Origin of the sequence: Pantoea sp. SIMBA_079 (genome assembly GCF_046940275.1) — a bacterium.
Lineage (GTDB): Bacteria > Pseudomonadota > Gammaproteobacteria > Enterobacterales > Enterobacteriaceae > Pantoea > Pantoea borealis.
On sequence record NZ_JAWRYR010001019.1, the window covers coordinates 1 to 230 of the forward strand.

The window sequence follows — 230 nt, forward strand, 5'->3', positions numbered from 1 at the left end:
GAATGAGCATGTTCATGCAATTCGGTTTCGGCGCAGTGCTGATCGTGCTGGCCATGCTGGTGCTGTCGGCGTTTCGCATCCTGCGCGAATACGAGCGCGGCGTGGTGTTCCAGCTGGGGCGCTTCTGGCAGGTCAAAGGGCCGGGGCTGATCCTGTTGATCCCGGTGATTCAGCAAATGGTACGGGTCGACCTGCGTACAGTGGTACTGGATGTGCCGCCGCAGGATGTG

At 60.4% G+C, this 230-nt stretch carries 1 protein-coding gene; it reads left to right on the forward strand.

Translation table 11 applies throughout. The features are described 5' to 3' along the window. Window positions 1-14: 14 nt before the first annotated feature. Window positions 15-230 (forward strand): SPFH domain-containing protein (locus SB719_RS22995; RefSeq protein ID WP_412160165.1); only part of this gene is annotated, 216 nt, incomplete at its 3' end.